Origin of the sequence: Streptomyces sp. NPDC057682 (assembly GCF_042799575.1) — a bacterium.
Classification (GTDB): Bacteria; Actinomycetota; Actinomycetes; order Streptomycetales; family Streptomycetaceae; genus Streptomyces.
The window spans coordinates 181,618-200,927 of record NZ_JBHVIN010000005.1 but is presented as its reverse complement, the minus strand read 5'-3'; the positions used below and the strand labels follow the sequence as shown (position 1 = coordinate 200,927).

Genomic DNA, 19,310 nt, shown 5'->3' with positions numbered 1-19,310 from the left:
GCGCGGGTGCCGTACGGCTCATCCCGGCGCGCGGCCCCGGCTCAGGGCCCGGTCGACCAGGGGACCGGCCGCGCCGGTGCAGCCGGACGGGTCGGTGAGGGGGGCGAGGTCGTCGTCGGACAGGGTGCCCGCGAGGGCGGGGTGTGCGGTGAGGGCGTCGCGGAAGGTGACGGGTTCACGGGCGGTGCGGGCCGCCGCCTCGGCGACCGCCGTCCGGGCGGCGGCGCGTCCGAGGCGTGGGGCGAGCGCGGCGGCGATCCGTTCGCTGACGACGAGCCCGCCGGTCGCGTCCAGGTTCTCGCGCATGCGCCGGGGGTGGACCCGCAGCCCCTCGGTGAGCGCGGCGGCGGCCTCGGCGGCTCCGCCGGTGGTGCGCAACGCCTCGCGCAGGGGCTGCCATTCGGCGTGCCAGGCGCCGGGCGGGCGTTCGTCCTCGGCGGCGAGCGCGCCGTACAGGACGGCGGCCAGCGCGGGCGTCTGCCGGGCGGCCGAGGCGATGAGCACGGCTCGGGCGGGGTTCGCCTTGTGGGGCATGGCGGAGGAGCCTCCCCCGCTGCCCTCGGCGAGTTCGCCGATCTCGGTGCGGGAGAGGACGAGGACGTCCGCCGCGATCTTCCCGAGGGCCCCGGAGGTGAGGGCCAGCGCCCCCGCGAGGTCGGCGACGGGGGTGCGCAGGGTGTGCCACGGCAGCGTGGGTACGGCGAGTCCGGTCTCGGCCGCGTACGCCTCGACCAGGCGGATCGCGGCCTCCGGGTCGGGGTCCGCCGGGTCCGTGAGGGCCGCCAAGGTGCCTGCCGCGCCACCGAGTTGGACCGGCAGCCGGGCGAGGACGGCGGCGAGGCGGTCGCGGGCGTCGAGCACCAGGGAGCGCCAGCCGGCCGCCTTCAGGCCGAAGGTGGTCGGGACGGCGTGCTGGGTGAGGGTGCGGCCCGCCATCGGCGTGTCGCGGTGCTCGGCGGCGAGGCGGGCGAGTGCGTTCGCGGTGCGGTCCAGATCGGCCAGGATCGTCCGCAGCGCCCCGGCGGCCACCGTCATGGCCGCCGTGTCCAGGATGTCCTGGCTGGTCGCGCCCCGGTGCACCTGGGCGGCGGCCTCCGGGGCGTGCGCGGCGACGGCGGCCGTCAGGTCGGCGACCAGCGGGATGACCGGGTTGCCCCCGGCGCGGGCGCGAACCGCCAGGGAGCGGAGGTCGTATCGGCGTACGTCCCCGGCCGCCGCGACGGCGCGCGCGGTCCCGGGCGGGGCCTGGCCGAGCGCTTCGCGCGCGCGGACCAGGGCGGTCTCGGCGTCGAGCAGGGCCTGGAGGTACGCCGTGTCGCCGGTCGCGTCCGCCACGGCCGTTCCGGCCCGTACGGGTGCCAGCAGTCCGATGTCGGCGGCGGGGTCAGCCGAAGTCAAGGAAGACCGTCTCCTCGTGTACGCCGTCGTGCTGGAGGCGGATGTCGAACCGGTGGACGCCGTCGCCCTCCGCCACCGTGACCAGGGTCGCGCGCCGTGCACCGGGCAGCCGGGCGAGGAGCCGGTCGGCGCCGAGGCCCGGGGCGTCGTGCAGGTAGGCGCGGGTGTACAGATGGTGGGTCAGCCCGCGGGCGAAGACCGCGAGGGCGAGGTAGGGGGCGCCGCCCGGGGGCAGGGTGCGTACGGCGTAGTGGCCGTCGGCGTCCGTCGGGACCCGGCCGAAGCCGGTGAAGGCGAGGCCGTGGCGGCCGGCGACCGCGCCGGTGACGGGGTCGCGGCGCAGGGAGCCGGGTGCCCCGTGCCGCGATCCGTCGGGCGCGGGCTGCCACACCTCCACGAGCGCGTCCGGGACCGGCTCCCCGGCCCCGTCGAGGACCCGGCCGTGCACGACGAGCGCGTCGGGATGTCCCGGCGGGGCGAGGTCGCCGCCTCCGGTGAAGGGCAGGGCGTATCCGTAGAAGGGTCCGACGGTCTGCGACGGGGTGGGGCCGGGCGGCGGGGTGGCGGGCATCAGCGGCCTTCCTCGGTCCAGGTGGCGGACGGGCCGTCGAGGACGATGTCCCAGCGGTAGCCGAGCGAGCGCTCGGGGACGGACCGTTCGTGGTCGTACGCGGCGACGAGCCGTTCGCGCGCGGCGTCGTCGGTGACGGACTGGAGGATCGGGTCGTAGGGGAAGAGCGGATCGCCGGGGAAGTACATCTGGGTGACGAGCCGCTGGGTGAACGCGGTGCCGAACAGCGAGAAGTGGATGTGCGCGGGGCGCCAGGCGTTGGTGTGGTTGCGCCACGGATAGGCACCGGGCCTGATCGTGGTGAACGCGTAACCGCCCCGGTCGTCCGTCAGACAGCGGCCGACGCCCGTGAAGTGGGGGTCGAGCGGGGCGGGGTGCTGGTCGCGCAGATGGGCGTAGCGGCCCGAGGCGTTGGCCTGCCAGATCTCGACGAGCTGGCCGCGCACGGGGCGGCCGGAGCGGTCGAGGACGCGGCCGGAGACGGTGATGCGTTCGCCGAGCGGTTCGCCGTGGTGCTGCCGGGTCAGGTCGTGGTCGAGGTCGGTGATGTCGGTGACGCCGAAGACCGGGCCGGAGAGTTCGACGGCCTCGGGGTCGTCACCGACGGCCGCCAGGGGGGTGCGGGGATGGCGCAGGGTGGTGGAGCGGTAGGGGGCGTAGTCCCGGGCGGGGTGCGGGCGGGCGGGCGCGCCGGCCGCGCGGGCGGCGGCGTAGGCACTGCGGGCGGCGTCGATCTCGGCGGTGATCGCGGCCTGGCCGGGTGTGCGCGGGGCGGCATCGGTTCCGGCCCGGTCCGGTATGCGCGGGGCGGCGGGGGCGGTCATGCGGGTCGGTCCTCACTCTCGTGTACGGGGGCGTCGGTGCGGGCGCGCACCTCGGCGGCGTCGACGCCGGGCGCGGTCTCGACCAGGAGCAGTCCGTCGGGGGTGATGTCCAGGACGGCCAGGTCGGTGATGATGCGGTGGACGCAGGCGCGGCCGGTGAGCGGCAGCGTGCAGCGCTCGACGAGCTTGGGGCTGCCGTCCTTGGCGGTGTGGGTCATGGTCACGATGACGCGGCGCGCCCCGTGCACGAGGTCCATGGCGCCGCCGATGCCGGTGACGAGCTGTCCGGGCACGGCCCAGTTGGCGAGGTCGCCGCGCGCGGAGACCTGCATGGCGCCGAGGACGGCCGTGTCGATGTGGCCGCCCCGGATCATGGCGAAGGAGAGCGCCGAGTCGAAGAACGAGGCGCCGGGCAGGACCGTGACGGTCTCCTTGCCCGCGTTGATGAGGTCGGGGTCGACGTCCTCCTCGTACGGGAAGGGGCCGGTGCCGAGGATGCCGTTCTCGGACTCCAGGACGACGTGCACGTCCGGGGGCAGATGGTTGGGGATCAGCGTCGGCAGGCCGATGCCCAGGTTGACGTACTCGCCGTCGCGGAGTTCGGCGGCCGCGCGGGCGGCCATCTCCTGGCGGGTCCAGCTCATCGGCGGCCGTCCTCGTCGGGGGTGGGGCGTGGGGTCACGGTGCGCCTCTCGATCCGTTTGGCGGCGGCCTGCGCGGGGGTGAGCAGGACGACGCGCCGGACGAAGACGCCGGGGAGGTGGACCTGGTCGGGGTCGATCGCGCCGGGTTCGACGAGTTCCTCGACCTCGGCGACGGTGATCCGGCCCGCCATGGCGGCGAGCGGGTTGAAGTTGCGGGCGGCCTTGCTGAAGACGAGGTTCCCGTGCCGGTCGCCCCGGGCTGCCCGGACGAGGGCGAAGTCGGTGCGGATGCCGTGCTCCAGGACGTGGGGGACGCCGTCGAAGTCGCGGACCTCCTTGGCCGGGGAGGCGACCGCGACGCCGCCGCGTCCGTCGTAGCGCCAGGGCATGCCGCCGTCGGCGACGAGCGTGCCGACCCCGGCCGGGGTGTAGAAGGCGGGGATGCCGGCCCCGCCCGCCCGCAGCCGCTCGGCGAGGGTGCCCTGCGGGATGAGTTCCAGTTCCAGTTCGCCGGCCAGGTACTGGCGGCCGAACTCCTTGTTGGCCCCGATGTACGAGCCGGTGACCCGGCTGATGCGGCCGGCGGCGAGCAGGGTGGCGAGCCCGGACTCCTGGGCGCCGCAGTTGTTGGAGACGACGCGCAGATCGCGGGTGCCCCGGGCGTGAAGGGCGGCGATCAGGGTGTCGGGGACGCCGCTGAGCCCGAATCCGCCCACCGCGAGCGAGGCGCCGTCCGGCACATCGGCCACGGCCCGCGCGGCGGAGGCGACCACTTTGTCCATGGGACGACTCCCCAGTTGTTCGCATAGTGAAGTTTTTTTCACTATTCTTGGCCCGGAGTCTGCCGCCGCCCCCGCGCCCTGTCAACGGCCGGCCCGCCACCACCGCCGGGCCGCCCCGTCGCCCGCCTCATTACTGTGTCCCCACCACGCACCACGGAGAGCCGATGCCACCGACCCCCACCGACCGCGCGACCGGCACGGAGCCGCCCGCCGAGGCCGTCACCCCGCTGATCCGGGGCATCGCCGTGCTGCGCCGCCTCACCGACGAGGGCGGCACGATGAGCCCGAGCGCCCTCGAACGCGCCACCGGACTGGCCCGTTCCACGGTGGACCGGATCGTCGCGACCCTGGTCCGGATGGAGTACGTCCGGGTGGAGGGCCGCGACGTGGTGCTCGCCCCGCGCCTGATGGAGCTGGGCAACGCCTATCTCTCCGCGCTGCGCCTTCCGGACCTGCTCGGCGGGCGCGCCGACGCGCTGGCCGACGCGCTCGACGAATCGGTCTCCCTCGCGGTGGCCGACGGCGACGGCATCCGCTTCGTCCATCAGGCCACCCGGCGCCGCGCGATGTCGCTCAGCTTCCGCATCGGCGATCCGCTGCCCGTCGAACGGACCGCTCCCGGACCGCTCCTGGCGGCCGGCTGGGACGAGGAGGAGTGGCGGAGGTGGCGGGAGCGCCGGGCCGAGGACCCGGACGGCGGGGCCTTCCCGGCGGCGCCGCCCCGTCCGCCGGCCGACGAGGCGGAGTTCGCCGCGCGGGCCGGGCGGGCGGGGCGGGACGGCTGGGCCCTGGACGACCAGCTGATCGAACCGGGGCTCGTCGCCCTCGCCGTACCGGTGCGTGCCCCGGACGGCTCCCCGGACTGTTTCCTCAGCGTCGTCAGCCACACCAGCCGGCACACCGCCGCCTCCCTGCGCGAGACCCTGCTGCCCCGGCTGCTGGCGGCGGCCGGGGAGATGGAACGGGAGCTGCGCGAGGCCCCGCCCGCCGCCCCGGACTCCCCCACCGCGCTCGCCTCCTGGACCGGCGCGTCCAAACAGGAGCTGGGCCGCGACTTCAACGAGTCCCTGGCCCGGGGCCTGAGCGTGATGGCCGCCTTCGGCGCCGGCCGGGACGCGCTCACCCTGAGCGAGGTGGCCCGCGCCACCGGTCTGGCCAGGGCGACCGCCCGGCGGGCCCTGATCACCCTGGAACACCTCGGCTACGTCACCGCGCGGGACCGGACGCACCACCTCACCCCGCGCGTACTCGCCCTCGGCTACCCGCCGTTGTCCCGGGCGGCACTCCCGCAGATCGCCCAGCCGCACCTCGCGGCGCTCACCGAGCGGGTCCGGGACTCGGCGTCCCTGGCCGTCCTCGTCGGGGACGAGGTCCAGTACGTCGCACGGGTCGCGACGCGACGCATCATGAACGTCAACATCACGGTGGGGACGCGCTTTCCGGCGTACGCCACCTCGATGGGCCGGGTGCTGCTGGCCGCGCTTCCGGAGGCCGAACGCGACGCCCGGCTCGCGCGGAGCACACCGCACGCCCTCACCGGGCGCACCGTCACCGACCGGGACGAGCTGCGCACCGTCCTGGACCGGGTCCGCGCCGCGTCGTGGGCGCTCGTCGACGAGGAGCTGGAGGCGGGGCTGCGCTCACTGGCCGTTCCGGTCCGTGACCGCCACGGCGCGGTGGTCGCGGCGGTGAACGTGGCCATGCACGCAGGCAGCCGCACCCTTGAGGAGTGCGCCTCGGACGTGCTGCCCGCCCTGCGCGAGGCGGCCGCCCGCATCGAGGCCGATCTGCATCCGACCGAACGGTTCGTCCGCGTCCCCGCCCTCTGACCTGCGCCCCGGCCCGCCGGAGCGGACCCGCCGGACCTTCCCGCCCCGAGGGGCCGGCATAAATCCACGGGCCCCGCCGGGGGCCGGCTGTTAAGATCGTCGTGCTGTCCGGCAGCGGGCCGCGTGTGACGAGGAGACCAGACATGGCAGGCGACGACGACATCTCCGGGTGAGACCCGGTAGTGATCGGCCACCGCGGGCGCCCAGAAGCGCCGGCGAAGTGGCCATGTCGTTGTCCCTTTCGGCCATTCTCCGGACGGCAGTCCGTGCCGACTCCGGAATGCACACACCGAGGTCTTCCGTATGTCCGACGCATCCATCATCTGCTCCAAGCTCTCCTTCTCCTGGCCCGACGACACCCCCGTCTTCGCCGGGCTCTCCTTCACCGTGGGCCCCGGCCGCACGGGCCTCGTCGCGCCCAACGGATCGGGCAAGAGCACCCTGCTCCGGCTGATCGCGGGCGAGCTGCGCCCCACCGGCGGCTCCGTCACCGTGGAGGGCACGCTGGGCTATCTCCCGCAGACCCTTCCGCTGACCGGCGATCTGTCGGTGGCCGAGGTCCTGGGCGTCGACGCGGTGATCCGCGCGCTCGACGCCGTCGAGTCCGGCGACGTGGACGAGAAGCACTTCGCCGTGATCGGCGACGACTGGGACATCGAGGAGCGCACCCGCGCCCAGCTCGACCGGCTCGGTCTCGGCGGCCTCGCCCTGGACCGGGGCATCGGCACGCTCAGTGGCGGCCAGGTCGTCTCGCTGGGGCTGGCCGCACAGCTGCTGAAGTCACCCGACGTGCTGCTGCTGGACGAGCCGACGAACAATCTGGACCTCGACGCCCGCCATGCCCTCTACGACACGCTGGAGACGTGGAACGGCACGCTGCTGCTCGTCAGCCACGACCGGGCCCTGCTCGACCGCATGAACCGCATCGCCGAGCTGAACGCGGGTGAACTGCGGCTGTACGGAGGCGACTTCACCGCGTACGAGGAGGCCGTCCGGGCCGAGCAGGAGGTCGCCGAGAAGAACGTCCGCAATGCCGAGCAGGAACTGAAGCGCGAGAAGCGGGAGATGCAGCAGGCCCGGGAGCGGGCCGAGCGCCGGGCGAGCAACGCCGCCCGCAACCTCAAGAACGCGGGCCTGCCCCGCATCTTCGCCGGGAACATGAAGCGCGGCGCCCAGGAGTCCGCGGGCCGGGCCGGCCAGACCCACGCCTCTCGGGTGGGCGAGGCCAAGGCCCGGCTCGACGAGGCCGGGCGCGCCGTGCGCGACGACCAGCACATCACGCTCGACCTGCCGGACACCGATGTTCCGGCCGGGCGGACGGTGCTGCTCGCCGAGGGGCTCCAGGTCCGCCTCGGCGACCGGGAGCAGTTCGCCGCGCCGGGCATCGACCTGACGGTCCGGGGTCCCGAGCGCATCGCGCTGACGGGGCCCAACGGGGCGGGAAAGAGCACGCTGCTGCGGCTGGTCACCGGTGATCTGGAACCGTCCGCGGGCAGCATCAGGCGGGCGGACGGGCGGATCGCCTATCTGTCGCAGCGCCTCGATCTGCTGGACTCCGCCCGCACGGTGGCGGAGAACTTCGCGGACTTCGCCCCGCACCGCACGGAGGCGGAGCGGATGAACCTGCTGGCCCGCTTCCTGTTCCGCGGGGACCGCGCCCATCTGCCCGTCGCCGTACTGTCGGGCGGGGAGCGGCTGCGGGCCACCCTGGCCTGCGTGCTCTGCGCGGAGCCGGCCCCGCAGCTGCTGCTCCTGGACGAGCCGACCAACAACCTCGACCTGGTCAGCGCCGACCAGCTGGAGAGCGCGCTCGGCTCGTACCGGGGCGCGTTCGTGGTCGTCAGCCACGACGAGCGGTTCCTGGAGAGGATCGGGGTGGAGCGCCGGCTGCGGCTGGCCGACGGGGTGCTCACGGAGACCGGGGTGCCGCTGTCATGACCTCCTGACGTGCGGTTCCGGCCCGTCGACCGGCGGGCCGTCCAACGACCCCGTGGGAGTTCCCTCATGACCCGGCACCACCCCCTGTCCCCTTCCGTTCCGTCCGCCCCGTCCGCCCTGCTCGCCCACGACCTCGTCCGCGCCCTCGGTGGACGGCGCGTCCTGGACGGGGTCTCCCTCACCGCGTCCCCCGGCCACCGCATCGGCCTCATCGGCGAGAACGGGGTCGGCAAGTCGACGCTGCTGCGGCTGCTGGCCGGTGCGGACGCACCGGACTCCGGCTCCGTGACCCGCCCCGCCGATGTGGGCTTCCTCCACCAGGAGATGGCGTACGACGCCGGCGCGACGATCGCCGACGTCCTGGACGAGGCGCTGCGCGAGGCCCGCGCCGATGTGGCGGAGCTGGAGCGGCTCTCGGCCCGGCTCGCCGTGACCGACGAGAGCTCCCCCGAGTACGCCGCGCTGCTGGAGGCGTACGGCGGGCTGCTGGAGCGGGCCGAGGAGCGTGAGGTCTGGGACGCCGACCGGCGTGCCGGGGTCCTGCTGACCGGGCTCGGTCTCGGCGCGCTGGAGCACGGGCGGACGCTCGGTTCGCTGTCGGGCGGTCAGCGCGGCCGGCTGGCGCTCGCCGCGCTGCTGGTGCGGCGGCCCGGCGCCCTGCTGCTGGACGAGCCGACGAACCATCTCGACGACGAGGCGGCGGCGTTCGTCGAGGAGCAGATGCGGGCCGTGTCCGGTCCGGTGGTGATCGCCAGCCACGACCGGGCCTTCCTGGACGCCGTCTGCACGGACCTGGTCGACCTCGATCCCGCGGTCGACGGTCCGGTGCGGTACGGCGGGGACTACACCGGCTATCTGGCCGGGAAGCGTGCCGAACGGGCGCGCTGGGAGCGGCGGTTCGCCGAGGAGGAGCAGGAGCTGGCCGCGCTGCGGCGGTCGGCGGACGTGACCGCCCGCGCCGTCGCGCCGGACCGGGGCCCGCGCGACAGCGAGAAGATGGGCTACGGGCTGCGGGCGGGCCGGGTGCAGAGCCAGATCGCCCGCCGCGTCCGCAACGCCTCGCGCCGGGTGGAGGAGCTGGAGCGCACCCGGGTCCCCCAGCCGCCCCCGCCGCTGCGGTTCCGGCACACCGCCCTGACCGGCGAGTCGGAGGACGGCACGCTGGTGTCGCTGCGCGGCGTCGACGTCCCGGGCCGGCTCTCGGTCGACCGTCTCGACGTGACGGCACGGGACCGGCTGCTGGTGACCGGCGGCAACGGTGTGGGGAAGTCCACGCTGCTGGCGGTCATCGCCGGGCGGCTGGAGGCGCGGGGCGAGGTGGAGCGGCGGCCGGACCTGTTCTGGGCGATGCTCGCCCAGGACACCCGTTTCGCCCGTCCGGAGCGCACGGTCCGGACGGTGTACGAGACCACGCTCGGCGCCGAGCGCGCCGAGGCGGTGCCGCTCGCCTCACTGGGGCTGATCCACGCGCACGACTTCGACACCCCGGTGGGGCGTCTGTCGGCCGGTCAGCGACGGCGGCTGGCCCTGGCGATGCTCACCGCGCGTCCGCCGCAGCTCCTGCTGCTGGACGAGCCGACCAACCATCTGTCGCCGCGTCTGTGCGACGAGTTGGAGGACGCGCTCGGCCCCGGGCCCGGGGCGGTGGTCGTGGCCAGTCACGACCGCTGGCTGCGGCGGCGCTGGCAGGGGCGGGAGTTCCGGCTCGGCGCGTGACCGCCCGGGGCCCTCGGCTCCCCGGGGCGCGGCCCGCCTCCCTCAGCCGGCCGGGGGCTGTTCGCCGACCTCGATCAGGAGGGCCTGGGCCGGGTCGAGGGTCGGCAGGGGCAGCCCTGCGCGGGTGAGCACGGTGCCGGGCACGGGCACCCAGCCGTCGAGCGCGGCCCCGTACCAGGCGGGGGCGGTCACCTGGTGGAAGGACGGCAGCCCGGCCTCGGTGCGGATCCTGATGCGGTAGGCGCGCTCCGGTACGAGGCCCGGGAGGGGCACCCGGCCCGACTGGGCGGGTACGGACGTCGCGGTGCGGGCCCAGCAGTACAGGGCGGTGCGGGCGTCGGGGGCGACGACGCCGTGGAGATACGTGGCGTCGTCGCCCAGGTCGGCGCGGACGACGCGTCCGCCGTGCAGCAGACCGCGTACCTCCTTGTACAGCGCGGCCCAGCGGGTCAGCGCGGCCCGTTCGTCCGGGGTGCGGGCGGTCAGGTCGTCCTCGATGCCGGCGTGCCCGAACAGGGCGGTGATCAGACGGAACGAACCGTCGGTGACCCGGGCGGTCGTGTGGCTGCGGGGTCCGCCGACATGGGCGCCGACGAGTTCGGGCGGCAGCAGTTGTCCGGTCCAGCGCTGGATCGCCTGGCGTTCGACGGGGTCGTTGCAGTCCGAGGCCCAGACGCGGTCGGTGCGGGCGAGGACACCGAGGTCGACCCGGCCGCCGCCGCTGGAGCAGGACTCGATCTCCAGGTTGGGGCGGCGGGCCCTGAGCGTGTCCATGAGCCGGTACAGGGCGTGCGTCTGGGCGTGCGTGCCCGGACGGTCGCCGCCGTGGGCGTCGCGGTGCACGGGCTCGTGCAGGTCCCGGTTGTGGTCCCACTTCAGGTAGTCGATGCCGTACGCGCCGACCAGTGCGTCCAGCGATTCCAGGAGGTGGGCGAACGCGCCTTCGTGGGCCACGTCGAGCACGTACTGGTGCCGGGACGCCGGTCCGAGTCCGGCCGACGGGCCGAGGATCCATTCGGGGTGCTCCCGGGCGAGCCGCGAGTCGAGGTTGACCATCTCCGGTTCCACCCAGAGGCCGAACTCCATGCCGTGGCCGTGCACCCGGTCGGCCAGCGGGCCCAGCCCGTCGGGCCAGACGGCCGGGTCCACGCTCCAGTCGCCGAGGCCGGCGGTGTCGTCGCGGCGGCCGAGGAACCAGCCGTCGTCCAGGACGAGCCGCTCCACGCCGACGGCGGCCGCCGCGTCGGCCAGGGCGAGCAGCCGTTCGGGCCGGTGGTCGAAGTAGACGGCCTCCCAGGTGTTGAGGGTCAGCGGGCGCGGGGAGGAGGGGTGGCCGGGACGGGAGCGGAGCAGGGTGTGGAAGCGGTCGGCCAGGCCGTCGAGTCCGTCGGCGGACCAGGCGAAGAAGCACTCGGGCGAGGTGTAGGAGTCTCCGGGGGCGAGCCGGATCTCGCCGGGCACGAGGAGTTCGCCGCCGCCGAGCACCGCGCCGTGCACGCCCGCGCCCTCGGGGCGGCGCTCGGCCAGCCAGCGCTGGTTGCCGCTCCAGCCGACGTGGACCGCCCAGACCTCGCCCGTACGGAAGCCGAAGCCGGGCACGCCGACGGTGAGCAGATGCGGGGCGTCGTGGCCGGGGCGGCCCCGGCGCACCTCGCGGACGTGCCCGGTGTGGGTGAGCGGGGTGCGCTGCGGTGCGCGTTCGCGGCACCAGGTGCCGGTGAAGTCCATGACTTCCTGGGCCCGGCCGGGCAGCGGGAGCAGCACGGTGGCGGCGGCGAGGTCGTACGGGGCGGGGCCGGGGGCGTCCGCCGGGGCGGCGATCCGGGTGTGCACGGCGAGGATGCCGGAGGGGTCGAGCCGGTAGGTGAGGGTGTGGTCGAGTCCCGCGTCGTCGTCGTGGAGGCCGATCACCAGGGAGTCGGCGCTCTCCTCGGTGCCGGTCGTCCTGAGCCGGGGGGTGGTGTCGGTTCCGGCGCGGTGGCCCTCGTGGCCGGGGGTTCCGGACCAGCCCTCGGCCTGGGTGGGCCAGACCGTGAACCGGCGGGGTTCGTCCGGGGCGCAGTGCAGCCCGGCGCCGTCCCCCGACAGGGCGAGCGCCGCGAGCGCGTCGTCGCCGAGCGGGCCGAGGTCCTCGCCCCAGTGCAGCACGCGGGGCACCGGGGCGAGCAGTTCGACGGCGAGGCTCACCCCGCCCGCGCGCAGATGGACGATCCGGGCGGTGCTGCGGGTCATGCGGGGTCCTCTCCGGTCCGGGGCCGAGGTGCGGCACGGGTGACGCGGCTGCCCCCGGGACCGGGGTGGCACCGCCGAAACCGTCACGGCTTCCCCGCTGCCGCCTCCTCGTTCACCCGGGCGGGCACCTCTCCCGCCATGGCATGCCCATGCTGGCGCCGTCGGAACCCCGGTGATCGCTCACTCGTAGTCCAGGAAGCAGTGCGCGGCGATCCTGGCGGTCGGGCAGCCGACACCGGCGTCCGTGAGCACGCGGAACAGGAACTCGGCGACCACGCAGTCGTACCGCTCCCAGGCGTCGCCTTCGCCGGGGCCCTCCTCCCGGCCGCCGAGGTCCGTGCGGAAGGTGACGGTCCGAGGTCGTGTGCCCCGGGCCTCCTGCCGGGCCCGGGGGATCCGTCGTCCGCTGGCCGGCCGCTGTGCCGGGTGATAGCCTTCCGGAGGAATTTTCGGCTGGTGACGACATGAGGGAGGTGAGGTTCATGACCGCGGTGGAGACCGCTGCTTTCCGCAGCACCCGGGCCATCCTCACGTCCCGGGTCCCGGTCTGAGTTCGTTCTTCTCCACCCTGCTCCGAGCGTGTCCGCTCGCATGGTGGTGTGACGTCCTGGCGGGGCCCTCGTTCAAAGGTCTCTGACGTTGTCATCCTCCTTCTTCACCTCTTCCTCGTCCTCCGACGGGGCCGGTTCCGCACTGGCCGCTTTCGGATGGGACGAAGCGCTCGACCGTGATTTCACCGCGCATCGCGCCGACGGTCTGGTTCCGGCCCGGATCGTCCGGGTCGACCGCGGCCGGTGCGACGTGGTCACGGAGTCCGGCCCGGTGCGGGCCGGCTCCGCGGCGGTGTCGTCACCGGACCCCGTCCTCTCCCCCTGCACCGGGGACTGGGCCGGTCTGCGCACCGGCTCCGATCCGCAGCTGGTGGCCCTGCTGCCGCGCCGGAGTGTCATCGTGCGCTCCGCCGCCGGCCGCTCCTCGCACGGGCAGGCACTGGCCGCCAACATCGACACCGTGGTCGTCGCCGTCCCCCTGGCGGCCCCGCCGAACCCGGGCCGGATCGAGCGGCTGCTCGCCCTGGCCTGGGACAGCGGTGCCGTGCCCGTGCTGGCCCTCACCAAGCAGGACCTCGCGGACCCGTCCGACGCCGACGCCGCGCAGTCCGAGGTCGCCGCGCTGGCGCCGGGCGTCGACACCGTGGTCACCAGCGCCGCCACCGGTGCCGGCCTGGACATCCTGACCGCGCTGACCCACGGCACCACGGTGCTGCTCGGCCCCTCGGGCGCGGGCAAGTCCACGCTCGCCAACGCGCTCCTCGGCGCCGACGTCCTGGCAACGGGCGCGGTCCGAGCCCAGGACGGCAAGGGCCGGCACACCACGGTTCACCGCGAACTGCTCCCGCTGCCCGGCGGGGGCGTGCTCATCGACACCCCGGGGCTGCGCGGGATCGGTCTCCAGGACGCCGCCGACGGTCTGGAGCAGGTCTTCGCCGAGATCGAAGAGCTCGCCCAGGAGTGCGGATTCCGGGACTGCGGTCATGACAGCGAGCCCGGCTGCGCGGTCCGGAAGGCGATCCGCTCCGGCCGGTTGAGCGAACGCCGCCTGGACAGCTATCGCAAGCTGCTGCGCGAGAGCGACTGGGCGGCCTCGCGGAGCGACGCCCGGATGCGGGCCGGCCGCACCGACCAGCAGAAGTCCATCACCCGCCATCTGCGCGCGACCTACCGCTTCCGCGAGCGCCGGCAGTGACGGCGCACGGCAGCACCGCTCCGACCCCCCTCCCCCTTCCTCTTCACGAAACGGACCCGGCTCTCCTCATGAACGACTCCGTCACCTGGACCACCCGCCCCGAAACGGCCGCCGACGCCGACGCGATCCGCGAGGTCAACCTCGGCGCGTTCCCGACCGCGTTGGAGGCCGACCTCGTCGAGGCCCTGCGCACCGACCCGGCCTGGATTGCCGGCCTCTCCCTGGTCGCGGAAGCCCCCGACGGCACCCTCGCGGCCTTCGCGCTGCTGACCCGCTGCCGCGTCGACGACTCCCCGGCCCTGGTGCTGGGCCCGTGCGCGGTGCTTCCCGCGTATCAGAGGACGGGCGCGGGATCCGCCGTGATCCGTGCCGCGCTCGAAGCCGCGCGGGTCCGGGGCGAGAACATCGTCACCTGCCTGGGACACCCGGACTACTACCCGCGGTTCGGGTTCACCCCGGCCTCGCGGTACGGCATCCGCCCCGCCTTCGAGGTTCCCGACGAGGCCATGATGGTCCTCGCCCTCGACAGCACGGCACCCGTACCGTCGGGCACCATCCACTATCCGGCGCCCTTCGGCGTCTGACGGACGCGGGTACGACCCGGCCCCGCTCGACGGCGGGGGCCGGGTCGTACGGTCACGGGTCCACGGAGGTGGGCAGCGGTTCCCTGGCGTCGTGGTGGATCGGTGTGCCCGCCCCGGTCAGCCGGGTGCCTGTGCCGCCCCGGCGTTCGGCGACGATCTCGGCGACGATGGAGAGGGCGGTCTCCTCCGGGGTGCGGGCACCGAGGTCGAGGCCGATCGGGGAGTGGAGGCGGTTCAGTTCCCGGTCGGTGAGACCTGCTTCGCGCAGCCGGCGTTGGCGGTCCTCGTGCGTGCGGCGGGAGCCCATCGCGCCGATGTAGGCGACGGGGAGCCGGAGGGCGGTCTCCAGGAGGGGGATGTCGAAGCGGGGGTCGTGGGTGAGGACGCAGAGGACGGTGCGGGCGTCGGTCGCGGTGCTCGCGAGATAGCGGTGCGGCCAGTCGACGACGAGGTCGTCGGCGTCGGGGAAGCGCGCGCGGGTGGCGAAGACCGGGCGGGCGTCGCAGACCGTCACATGGTGGCCGAGGAACTTGCCGGCCCGGACGAGTGCCGTGGCGAAGTCCACCGCGCCGAACACGATCATCCGGGGCGGGGGCACACTGCACTCGACGAAGAGCGTCAGTCCGCCGGGGCAGCCCGATCCGTCCTCGGCGAGTTCGGCGGAGCCGGTGCGGCCCGTGTCCAGCAGGGCGCGGGCCTCGGCCGCCGCCACCCGGTCCAGCTCCGGCCGCCGGCCGAGCGTGCCCTCGTACGAGCCGTCGGCGCGGACCAGCAGGGCCTGCCCGAGGAGGTAGTCCGGGCCCCTGGCGACGCGGGCGAGCGCGGCGGGCTCGCCGTGCACCGCGGCCTCGACCGCCGCCGCGAGCACCGGTGCTCCCGCGCGCACCGGGGTGACCAGGACGTCGAGGACGCCGCCGCAGGTGAGTCCCACGGCGAAGGCGTCCTCGTCGCTGTAGCCGAACCGGCCGCGCGCGGTCCGGCCGTCCTGGAGGGCCTGGACGCAGAGTTCGTAGACCTCGCCCTCGACGCAGCCGCCGGAGACCGAGCCGATGGCGGTGCCCCCGGTGTCGACGGCCAGGGCCGCGCCGGGGCCCCGGGGGGCGCTGCCGCCGACCCGCACCACGGTGGCGACGGCGAAGTCCCGGCCCTCCCGGGACCATTGGTGCAGGTCGGCGGCGATGTCAAGCACCCGGTGTTCCCTCCTGTGCCGCGGTGAGGACGCGGTCGGGGCGGATCGGCAGGCTGCGGTGGCGTACGCCGGTCGCGTGCCAGACGGCGTTGGCGACGGCGGCCGCCGCGCCGACGATGCCGACCTCGCCGATGCCCTTGATCCCGACCGGGTCCTGCGGGTCGTGGTCGTCGACCCAGTCCGCCTCGACACGGGTCACGTCGGCATGGGCGGCGACGTGGTATCCGGCCAGGTCGGCGTTGACGTAGCCGCCGGAGTGCCGGTCGCGGACCGCTTCCTCGTGCAGGGCCATGGACAGGCCCCAGGTCATCCCGCCGACGAGCTGGCTGCGGGCGGTCAGCGGGTTGACGACGGTGCCCGCGGCGAAGATGCCGAGCATCCGGCGCACCCGCACCTCACCGGTGCTGGTGTCGACGGCCGCCTCCGCGAACTGGGCGCCGTAGGAGTGCCGTTCGAGCTGGGCCAGGGCCTGGATGGCCTCGGAGGTGTCCGACCGGGTGGTGAGGCCCTCGGGCGGGATCGTCCCGCCGAGTGCGAGCATCTCGCGCAGTTCTCCGGCGGCGAGCCGTACGGCCCAGGCCCAGGAGCGGGTGCCCATGGAGCCGCCCGCGATCCAGGCGGGGCCGATGTCGCTGTCGCCGAGCAGGATCCGGACGCGGCCCGGATCCACGCCGAGCGCGTCGGCCGCGACGGAGAGCATCGCGGTCCGGGCGCCGGTGCCGATGTCCGCCGCGTTGACGCGTACGGTGAAACGGCCGTCCGGCAGGGCGGTGGCGGAGGCCGTGGACGCGCCGACGCCGGAGGGGAAGGTGGCCGCGGCCACCCCGGTCCCGAGGAGCCAGCGCCCCTCGCGGCGCGTCCCGGGGCGCGGGTCCCGGCCGACCCAGCCGAATCTGCGGGCCCCCTCCTCCAGACAGGCCCGCAGATTCCGCTTGCTGAAGGGCAGTCCGGACACCGGTCCGGTCTCCGGCTCGTTGCGCAGCCGCAGTTCGACCGGGTCCAGACCGCATTTCTCGGCCAGTTCGTCGATGGCCGACTCCAGGGCGAAGGAACCCGGCGTCTCGCCGGGGGCCCGCATCCAGGTGGGCGTCGGCACATCGAGCCGGACCACGCGGTGTCCGGTGCGGTGCGCGTCGGCGTCGTACATGACGCGTGCCACCGTGGCGCTGGGCTCGATGAACTCGTGCACGGTGGAGGTGAGGCTGAGTGCCTGGTGGTCGAGGGCCAGCAGCCTGCCTCCGGCGTCGGCGCCGAGCGTCACGCGCTGGTGGGTGGGGCTGCGGAAGCCGACGAGGGAGAACATCTGGCGCCGGGTCAGCACCACGCGGACGGGGCGCTGCAGCACCGTGGCCGCCATCACGGCGCCCACCTGGTGGGGGGCGAGCCCCTTGGAGCCGAAGCCGCCGCCGACGTGCTCGGAGCGGACGCGCACGGAGCCGGGGTCGAGGGAGAACAGGGAGGCGAGTTCGCTCGCCACCCAGGTGGTGCCCTGGTTGGAGTCGACGACCTCCAGCCGGCCGCCGTCCCACCGCGCGGTCGCCGCGTGCGGCTCCATGGAGTGGTGGTGCTCCTCGGGGGTCGTGTACTCCTCGTCCACGACGTACGCGGAGGCCGCCAGCCGCTCCGCGAGGTCTCCCTTCTCCGTCCCCGCGCCGGGCATGGCCTCCTCGGGGACGTACGCGCCGGGGTGCCCGGCGGCGAACTCCACGTCGTGCGGCTCCTGTTCGTACCCCACGAGCAGCGCGTCCGCGGCCTCCCTGGCCTGTTCGGAGGTCTCGGCGACGACGAGGGCGACGGGCCAGCCCATGAACGGGATCCGGTCGTGCTGGAAGAGGCCGACGACCGGGTTGGGGCGGCCGAGCAGGCCGATGTAACCGGTGTCGACGCGGGGCGCGTTGCCGTGGTGGAGCACGGCCAGGACCCCGGGCATGGCGAGGGCCGGGGCGTCGTCCAGGGAGCTGATGCGGCCGCGGGCGACGGTCGACAGGACGAGCCAGCCGTGGGCCAGGCCGGCGAACGGGATCTCGCCCGCGTAGCGGGCGGCCCCGGTGACCTTGTCCCGGCCCTCCACGCGCGTCCGTGCGGTGCCGACGGCACGGCCGGTCGTCGTGGTGTCGGTCGTCGTGGTCATCGGGCGGCCTCCTGGGCGAGTTCGGTGAGGACGGCGACGACGAGGTTGCGCATCAGCGTCACCTTGTACCCGTTGTCCGGCAGGGCCCGTGCGGCGGCCAGTTCGGCGTCGGCCGCCGCGCCGAAGGCGGCGGTGTCCGCCGGGCCCCCGGTCAGGACCCGTTCGGCCGCATGGGCCCGCCAGGGCCGGGAGGCGACCGCGCCCAGGGCGAGCCGTGCCTCGCGCACGACGCCGTCGCGGATGTCGAGCCCGGCCGCGACCGAGCCGATGGCGAAGGCGAACGAGGCGCGCTCGCGCACCTTGCGGTAGCGGGAGTGCGCGGCGGCGGCGGCCGGCGGCACCGTGACACCGGTGATCAGCGCCCCGGGCGGCAGGTCCGTCTCCAGGTGCGGGGTCTCCCCCACGGGCCGGTAGAACGCGGACAGCGGCAGGACGCCGGGGCCCTCGGCCGTCTCGTACGACACGACGGCGTCGAAGGCCGCGAGGGCGACCGCCATGTCCGAGGGGTGGGTGGCCACGCAGTGCTCGGAGGCGCCGAGGATGGCGTGGTTGCGGTGTTCGCCGGCGAGGGCGGGACACCCGCTGCCCGGGGTGCGCTTGTTGCACGGCTTGGAGGTGTCTCCGAAGTATCCGCAGCGGGTGCGCTGGAGCAGATTGCCGCCGACGGTGGCCATGTTGCGGAGCTGGCCGGAGGCGCCGGCCAGGACGGCCTGGGCGAGGGCGGGGTAGTGGCGGCGCACCTCGGGGTGGGCGGCGAGGTCGCTGTTGGTGACGGTCGCCCCGATGCGCAGCCCGCCCTCCGGGGTGAACCCGATCTCGCCGAGGGGCAGTTCCTGGACGTCGACGAGGAGGGCCGGGCGCTCCACCCCGGCCTTCATGAGGTCGACGAGATTGGTGCCGCCGCCGAGGAGCCGGGCCTCGGGCTCGGCCGCGAGCAGGGCGACCGCCCCGGCGACGGTGTGCGCGCGCTCGTATCCGAACTCCCTCACGCGGCGGCCTCCTCGGACGCGGTGCCGGCCGCGGTCCGTTCGGCGGCGCGCGCGACGGCCCGGACGATGGACATGTACGCGCCGCAGCGGCAGAGGTTGCCGCTCATCCGTTCCCGGATCTCCTCGTCGGTGAGCGCCGGCGGTCCCGCCTCGGGCCGCACGTCCTCGGTGGCGGCACTGGGCCAGCCGGCCGCGTGCTCCTCGATGACCGCGAGGGCGGAACAGATCTGGCCGGGGGTGCAGTAGCCGCACTGGTAGCCGTCGAGATCGAGGAAGGCCTGCTGCACCGGGTGGAGCCGGTCGCCGTCGGCGACGCCCTCGATGGTGGTGACCGCGCGCCCCTCGGCGGCGACGGCGAGCTGGAGACAGGAGACCGTGCGCCGCCCGTCGAGCAGGACCGTACAGGCCCCGCACTGTCCCTGGTCGCAGCCCTTCTTCGTACCGGTCAGATCGAGACGTTCGCGGAGTGCGTCGAGCAGGGTGGTGCGGTGGTCGACGGGAAGCGTGTATTTTTCGCCATTGATGTGCAGCGTGATGGCGCTGGACGTCGATGGGGACATGGTCGGCCTTCCTTCGTATTGCTTGAGCGCGTCGAAACAAGACGAATCCGGTGGGCACACCGGATGGAACAGGGCGATACGTGTGGCGTAAACGGTTCACAGGAGACGGGTCGGCCGGTCCGGCCGGAACCACCGTTAGGGTACGTGGGGAGCGGACAGCTGTCCGGTTGTCCGTCG

At 74.7% G+C, this 19,310-nt stretch carries 15 protein-coding genes; 5 read left to right on the top strand and 10 right to left on the bottom strand.

Annotation, left to right across the window (positions count from 1 at the left end; genetic code table 11):
• Nucleotides 1-18: 18 nt before the first annotated feature.
• From pcaB to ACFVDM_RS10715, 5 genes are read right to left on the bottom strand one after another with little or no spacing between them, the layout of a single operon-like run.
• Nucleotides 19-1,398: a 3-carboxy-cis,cis-muconate cycloisomerase gene (pcaB, locus tag ACFVDM_RS10735; protein ID WP_383636003.1), complete on the bottom strand. Its 1,380-nt coding sequence runs from the start codon at nt 1,396-1,398 to the stop codon at nt 19-21.
• On the bottom strand, nt 1,385-1,969 hold the full coding sequence (gene pcaG, locus ACFVDM_RS10730; RefSeq protein ID WP_383636000.1) for a protocatechuate 3,4-dioxygenase subunit alpha: 585 nt from the start codon (nt 1,967-1,969) through the stop codon (nt 1,385-1,387). The genes pcaB and pcaG overlap by 14 nt, the downstream gene beginning before the upstream one ends.
• On the bottom strand, nt 1,969-2,793 hold the full coding sequence (gene pcaH / locus ACFVDM_RS10725; protein WP_383635997.1) for a protocatechuate 3,4-dioxygenase subunit beta: 825 nt from the start codon (nt 2,791-2,793) through the stop codon (nt 1,969-1,971). The genes pcaG and pcaH overlap by 1 nt, the downstream gene beginning before the upstream one ends.
• A complete protein-coding gene (locus ACFVDM_RS10720; protein WP_383635994.1) occupies nt 2,790-3,437 on the bottom strand; it encodes a CoA transferase subunit B in 648 nt (215 codons plus the stop codon). Before ACFVDM_RS10720 ends, pcaH begins: the two co-directional genes overlap by 4 nt.
• Nucleotides 3,434-4,219, bottom strand: a complete 786-nt coding sequence (locus tag ACFVDM_RS10715) for a CoA transferase subunit A (protein WP_383635991.1) — start codon at nt 4,217-4,219, stop codon at nt 3,434-3,436. The genes ACFVDM_RS10720 and ACFVDM_RS10715 overlap by 4 nt, the downstream gene beginning before the upstream one ends.
• A gap of 164 nt (nt 4,220-4,383) precedes the next feature.
• Between ACFVDM_RS10715 and ACFVDM_RS10710 the strand changes: the two genes are divergently transcribed.
• From ACFVDM_RS10710 to ACFVDM_RS10700, 3 genes are all read left to right on the top strand, one after another.
• Complete coding sequence (locus tag ACFVDM_RS10710) at nt 4,384-6,048, top strand: IclR family transcriptional regulator C-terminal domain-containing protein (protein ID WP_383635988.1); 1,665 nt, start codon at nt 4,384-4,386, stop codon at nt 6,046-6,048.
• Between the two features lie 303 nt (nt 6,049-6,351).
• On the top strand, nt 6,352-7,986 hold the full coding sequence (gene abc-f / locus ACFVDM_RS10705; RefSeq protein ID WP_383635985.1) for a ribosomal protection-like ABC-F family protein: 1,635 nt from the start codon (nt 6,352-6,354) through the stop codon (nt 7,984-7,986).
• 66 nt (nt 7,987-8,052) lie between these two features.
• On the top strand, nt 8,053-9,702 hold the full coding sequence (locus ACFVDM_RS10700; RefSeq protein ID WP_383635982.1) for an ABC-F family ATP-binding cassette domain-containing protein: 1,650 nt from the start codon (nt 8,053-8,055) through the stop codon (nt 9,700-9,702).
• A gap of 42 nt (nt 9,703-9,744) precedes the next feature.
• Here ACFVDM_RS10700 and ACFVDM_RS10695 read toward each other — a convergent pair whose 3' ends face one another.
• Complete coding sequence (locus tag ACFVDM_RS10695) at nt 9,745-11,934, bottom strand: alpha-galactosidase (protein ID WP_383635979.1); 2,190 nt, start codon at nt 11,932-11,934, stop codon at nt 9,745-9,747.
• A 639-nt stretch (nt 11,935-12,573) separates the two neighbouring features.
• On the opposite strand from ACFVDM_RS10695, the gene rsgA reads away from it, so the two are divergent.
• Together rsgA and ACFVDM_RS10685 are read left to right on the top strand one after the other, a co-directional pair.
• Nucleotides 12,574-13,680 carry a ribosome small subunit-dependent GTPase A gene (gene rsgA, locus ACFVDM_RS10690; RefSeq protein WP_383635976.1) on the top strand — a complete coding sequence of 369 codons (1,107 nt, stop codon included), beginning with the start codon at nt 12,574-12,576 and terminating at the stop codon, nt 13,678-13,680.
• Nucleotides 13,681-13,748: 68 nt separating this feature from the next.
• Nucleotides 13,749-14,264: a GNAT family N-acetyltransferase gene (locus ACFVDM_RS10685; protein ID WP_383635973.1), complete on the top strand. Its 516-nt coding sequence runs from the start codon at nt 13,749-13,751 to the stop codon at nt 14,262-14,264.
• Nucleotides 14,265-14,316: 52 nt separating this feature from the next.
• On the opposite strand, the gene ACFVDM_RS10680 is transcribed toward ACFVDM_RS10685, so the two are convergent.
• From ACFVDM_RS10680 to ACFVDM_RS10665, 4 genes are read right to left on the bottom strand one after another with little or no spacing between them, the layout of a single operon-like run.
• On the bottom strand, nt 14,317-15,453 hold the full coding sequence (locus ACFVDM_RS10680; protein ID WP_383635970.1) for an XdhC family protein: 1,137 nt from the start codon (nt 15,451-15,453) through the stop codon (nt 14,317-14,319).
• Nucleotides 15,446-17,584 carry a xanthine dehydrogenase family protein molybdopterin-binding subunit gene (locus tag ACFVDM_RS10675; protein WP_383635967.1) on the bottom strand — a complete coding sequence of 713 codons (2,139 nt, stop codon included), beginning with the start codon at nt 17,582-17,584 and terminating at the stop codon, nt 15,446-15,448. The genes ACFVDM_RS10680 and ACFVDM_RS10675 overlap by 8 nt, the downstream gene beginning before the upstream one ends.
• Nucleotides 17,581-18,573 (bottom strand): FAD binding domain-containing protein, encoded by a 993-nt coding sequence (locus tag ACFVDM_RS10670; protein ID WP_383635964.1) that lies wholly within the window; start codon nt 18,571-18,573, stop codon nt 17,581-17,583. The genes ACFVDM_RS10675 and ACFVDM_RS10670 overlap by 4 nt, the downstream gene beginning before the upstream one ends.
• A complete protein-coding gene (locus ACFVDM_RS10665) occupies nt 18,570-19,133 on the bottom strand; it encodes a (2Fe-2S)-binding protein (RefSeq protein ID WP_383635961.1) in 564 nt (187 codons plus the stop codon). Before ACFVDM_RS10665 ends, ACFVDM_RS10670 begins: the two co-directional genes overlap by 4 nt.
• Nucleotides 19,134-19,310 lie beyond the last annotated feature (177 nt).

Coding starts and splice junctions, on each gene's coding strand:
- pcaG (WP_383636000.1), bottom strand. CDS start 1,969: ATGCCCGCCACCCCGCCGCCCGGCCCCACCCCGTCGCAGACCGTCGGA.
- pcaH (WP_383635997.1), bottom strand. CDS start 2,793: ATGACCGCCCCCGCCGCCCCGCGCATACCGGACCGGGCCGGAACCGAT.
- ACFVDM_RS10720 (WP_383635994.1), bottom strand. CDS start 3,437: ATGAGCTGGACCCGCCAGGAGATGGCCGCCCGCGCGGCCGCCGAACTC.
- ACFVDM_RS10715 (WP_383635991.1), bottom strand. CDS start 4,219: ATGGACAAAGTGGTCGCCTCCGCCGCGCGGGCCGTGGCCGATGTGCCG.
- ACFVDM_RS10710 (WP_383635988.1), top strand. CDS start 4,384: ATGCCACCGACCCCCACCGACCGCGCGACCGGCACGGAGCCGCCCGCC.
- abc-f (WP_383635985.1), top strand. CDS start 6,352: ATGTCCGACGCATCCATCATCTGCTCCAAGCTCTCCTTCTCCTGGCCC.
- ACFVDM_RS10700 (WP_383635982.1), top strand. CDS start 8,053: ATGACCCGGCACCACCCCCTGTCCCCTTCCGTTCCGTCCGCCCCGTCC.
- ACFVDM_RS10695 (WP_383635979.1), bottom strand. CDS start 11,934: ATGACCCGCAGCACCGCCCGGATCGTCCATCTGCGCGCGGGCGGGGTG.
- ACFVDM_RS10685 (WP_383635973.1), top strand. CDS start 13,749: ATGAACGACTCCGTCACCTGGACCACCCGCCCCGAAACGGCCGCCGAC.
- ACFVDM_RS10675 (WP_383635967.1), bottom strand. CDS start 17,584: ATGACCACGACGACCGACACCACGACGACCGGCCGTGCCGTCGGCACC.
- ACFVDM_RS10665 (WP_383635961.1), bottom strand. CDS start 19,133: ATGTCCCCATCGACGTCCAGCGCCATCACGCTGCACATCAATGGCGAA.